4 protein-coding genes are annotated in these 3,981 nt (G+C 64.5%); all 4 read right to left on the bottom strand.

The genetic code is table 11. The features are described 5' to 3' along the window. Positions 1-236 precede the first annotated feature (236 nt). On the bottom strand, positions 237-1,535 hold the full coding sequence (locus EG885_RS21950) for a TRAP transporter large permease (RefSeq protein ID WP_131578930.1): 1,299 nt from the start codon (positions 1,533-1,535) through the stop codon (positions 237-239). Between the two features lie 4 nt (positions 1,536-1,539). Further along, complete coding sequence (locus EG885_RS21945) at positions 1,540-2,052, bottom strand: TRAP transporter small permease (RefSeq protein WP_131578928.1); 513 nt, start codon at positions 2,050-2,052, stop codon at positions 1,540-1,542. After that, on the bottom strand, positions 2,052-3,014 hold the full coding sequence (locus EG885_RS21940) for a TRAP transporter substrate-binding protein (protein ID WP_131578926.1): 963 nt from the start codon (positions 3,012-3,014) through the stop codon (positions 2,052-2,054). The genes EG885_RS21945 and EG885_RS21940 overlap by 1 nt, the downstream gene beginning before the upstream one ends. Positions 3,015-3,044: 30 nt before the next feature. After that, positions 3,045-3,981 (bottom strand): beta-galactosidase BglB (gene bglB / locus EG885_RS21935; RefSeq protein ID WP_131578924.1); only part of this gene is annotated, 937 nt, incomplete at its 5' end.

Below are 3,981 nucleotides of genomic sequence, written 5' to 3'. Positions count from 1 at the left end.
CCCGGTTCTTCGCGCATCTCTGGCGGCGGGAAGGCCCCAACCCGCAAGGATCAGTGCCCCTGCCGCCAGAGATGCGCGAAGAACCGGGGTCAGGGGGGGGATCGGGTGGGTCATGGCGGCCTCGGCTCTGTGAATGACGGGCAACGCATGGCGAACCGCCCGGTTCCCCCGGCAAGGATCACGATCCATCCGACGGGCATCACCAGCCCGGGCCCGCGCAAGCCCACCCGCGAAGGCTATAGCCCGAAGTGGTTCGGCAGCCACATGACCAGCCCCGGCACAAAGGTCACCAGCCCCAGCACGCCCAGCAGCAGCAGATAGAACGGCCCAAGCGCGCGCACGGCGGTCTCGACCTTGACCTTTGCTACGCCCGCACCGACGAACAGGCCGGTTCCCACCGGGGGCGTGATCGTGCCGATGGCCAGGTTGAAGATCATGATGACGCCGAAATGCACCGGGTCATACCCGACCTTCTGCGCGATGGGCAGAAGGATCGGCGTAAAGATCAGGATCGCCGGGCCCATATCCATGAAACAGCCGACCACCAGCAACAGCACATTGATGATCAGCATGACCATCACCGGATCCTCAGAGATCGCCAGAATGACCGAGGTGACCGCCGCCGGAATCCCCGTGAAGGCCATCGCGAAACTGAGCGCGGCCGAGGCCGCCAGCAGCAGCATGATCGCGCCGGTCATCTGAACCGTCTCGATCAGGAACCCCGGCAGGGCGCGCAGGGGCACGGTGCGGTGGATCACGAAGGCCAGCATCATCGTATAGATGACGGCGATGCCCGATGCCTCGACCGCGGTGACGATGCCCGCCATGATGCCGCCGATGATCAGCACGATCAGCATCAGGCTGGGGATCGCGCGGCCCACCACGCGGACCGCGTCGCGCGCGGTGATGCGACCTGCCACCGGCCAGCCGCGCCGGTGCGCGATGATGCCCGTCAGGATCATCATCGACAGCCCCCACAGCCCGCCCGCCACCGCGCCGCCCAGAAACAGCGCGCTGATCGAAGCGCCGCCCGCCACCAGCGAATAGATGATGAAGGCGGTCGACGGCGGGATCAGCATCCCCGTCGGCGCCGAGGCGATATTCACCGCTGCCGCAAAGCCCGGATCATACCCTTCGCGTTTTTGCATCGGCACCATGACCCCGCCGATCGAGGTCGAGGCCGCGATGGCCGACCCCGAGATGGACCCGAACAGCATATTGCCGGCGATATTGGTCTGGGCCAGCGATCCGGGGATGCGACCCGCGATCAGCTTGGCGAAATCGACCAGCCGGATCGCGATGCCGCCGGAATTCATGATGACGCCGGACAGGATGAAGAACGGCACCGCCAACAGGGTAAAGCTGTCCAGACTGGCCAGCATTTTCTGCGCCGCCGTGAACAACGCCATGTCAAAGGGCAGCACCAGCAGCACCGCCGCGATCGCCGCCGCCGTGATCGACAGCGCCAGCGGAATGCCAAGCGCGGTCAGCACCGCGAAAACCGAAATCAGGATCAGGCTGGCAGGTCCGGCCATTGCTCTATTCCCCCAGCATCTCGGCCTGCTCCAGCGTATCCGCATGATGCGGACGCCCCCGCGCCAGATCGGCCAGGTTGAGCAGGCTATAGGCGATCATCAGCACGCCGCTGACCGGCAGCGACAGATAGACCCAGGACATCGGAATGCGCATCACCGCGCTGGTCTGACGGGCGGCGATGGTGACGCCCTTCATCCCGCCCCAGATCAGCACGATGCCCGCGAATGCGACGAAGGCCACCGCAACCAGAGCATCCAGCCGCAGCCGCCCACGCGCGGGCAGCCGGTCGCGCAGCATGTCCACGCTCATATGCGCGCCGCGCCCGGTGGCATAGGCGGCCCCCAGCAGCGACATCCAGATGACCCCGTAACGCAGGATCTCCTCGGTCACCGAGGATGGCGCGTTCAGCGCATAGCGGCTGACGACCTGCCAGACCAGAACGGCCACCAGCACCACCAACAACCCGCAGCACAGACCGCCAAGAATCAGATCCAGACCGCGCCGCAGCCGGTCCATCAGGCCCCCCCGGCCGTGCGGATCTGGTCGACAAGGGCAGAGTTCGCCTCGTCCAGCTCGTCATACATGGGCGCCACGGCCTCGCGGAAGGGCGCCAGATCGGGTTCATAGAACTGCACGTCGAACTGTTCGGCGGATTCTGTGGCCGCCGCCTCGACGGCGGCGTCCCAGACCGTCTTGTGAAAGGCGGTGGATTCGGCGGCGGCCTCGGTCACGGCGGTGCGGTGATCCTCGGACAGGCGCTCCATCGTGGCGGTGCCGATCAGCAGGATGTCGGGAATCCGGGTGTGCCCGTCATAGCTGTAATGCTTGGCGACCTCGGCATGGCGCGCGATGGTCAGGGCGAATTCATTATTCTCGGCCCCGTCCAGAACGCCCTGCTGCAAGGATGTATAGACCTCGGCCTGCCCCATCGCCACGGGCGTTGCGCCCAGCAATTCGGTCATGCGGATCGCAGTCGGGCTTTGCAGAACGCGGATCTTCAGACCCGCCAGATCCTCGACCGACCGGATCGGGGTCCGGCTGGTATAGAAATTCCGCGCCCCGGAATTGTAATAGGTCAGGCCCAGAAAGCCCAGATCGACGGTGGATTGATAGATCGGATCCATGATCGCGCCGTCATCCATGACGCGATAGAAATGATCCTGATCGTCGAACAGATAGGGCATCGGAAACACGCCATAGACCGGCGCGAAACTTTCCAGCAACCCGCCCGAGACCTTGGTCATGTCCAGCGCGCCGCCCTGCACCATCTCGACCATCTCGCGTTCGCCGCCCAGCTGGCCGTCGGGAAAGAACTGCACGGTGACCTCGCCTGCGGTCTTTTCCTCGACCAGCCGGGCGAATGCCTCCATCGCCTCGACGGTGGGGGTGGCGTTCTGGGCATAGCCGAAGCGCAGCGTTTCGGCCTGCGCGGCGCCTGCGGCCCAGATCAGGGCCAATGCGGTCAGGGTCTTGGTCATGTCTCTCTCCTCCCTCAAGGTCAGTCGCGGTCAGATATAGCCGCGCAGATATTCGGCCAGCGCCAGCATCGCCATCGCCTGCCCGTAAGGCATCGAGGTCTGCGGAATCTGCCGGTAATAATCCAGATCGTTGCCCATGGCGGTGCCAAAGGACACGTTCCGCAATTCGCCCTCGGGCGAGATATTGTCGATGACCGCGCGGATGGCGCGTTCGGCGACGGGCGCATAATCGGCGGGCAGATAGCGCTTGCGCACGCCTTTCAGCAGCCCATAGGCGAAACCGGCCGTGGCCGAGGTTTCCGGATAGCTGCTTTGATCGTCCAGCAGCGTGTGCCACAGCCCGCTGTCATCCTGCGTGGCCTTCAGCGCGGCGGCCTGGCGCTGGAACAGCGACAGCAGATGGCGGCGCGTCGGATCGCCCTGCGGCAGGTTCAGCAATTCGATGAATTCGGGAATGACGATGGTGATCCAGCTGTTGCCCCGCGCCCAAAGCGCGCGGGCGAAATTGTGATCGCCGTCAAAGGTCCAGCCGTGAAACCACAGCCCCGATTGGGTATCCGCCAGATATTGGGCATGCAGCAGGAACTGGTATTTCGCCTCGTCCACATAATGGGGGCGGTCCAGCACCAGCCCGATCTTGGCCAGCGGCATGACCGACATCATCAGCGTGTCGTCCCAGATCTGCTGATCGTTCACACTGTTATAGACGATATGCTGCAAGCCGCCTTCGCGGGTGCGCGGCATCTCGTGCATGACCCATTCGGCCCAGGTGTCCAGATAGGGCAGCCACATCGGATTGCGGTCGCGTTCATAAAGATGCGCCAGCGACAGAAAGGGCGCGACGGTGTTGATGTTCTTGGTCGGCGTGCCCTCGGCCAGCCGGGCATCGAACCAGTCGCGGATGATGCCCATGGCCTTGTCGCTGCCGGTCAGCTGCCAGTATTGCAGCAACCCGTACAGCCCGATG

The organism is Paracoccus nototheniae (assembly GCF_004335005.1).
Lineage (GTDB): Bacteria > Pseudomonadota > Alphaproteobacteria > Rhodobacterales > Rhodobacteraceae > Paracoccus > Paracoccus nototheniae.
The sequence above is the reverse complement of the archived record's forward strand: the minus strand, read 5'-3'. Positions and strand labels throughout refer to the sequence as shown.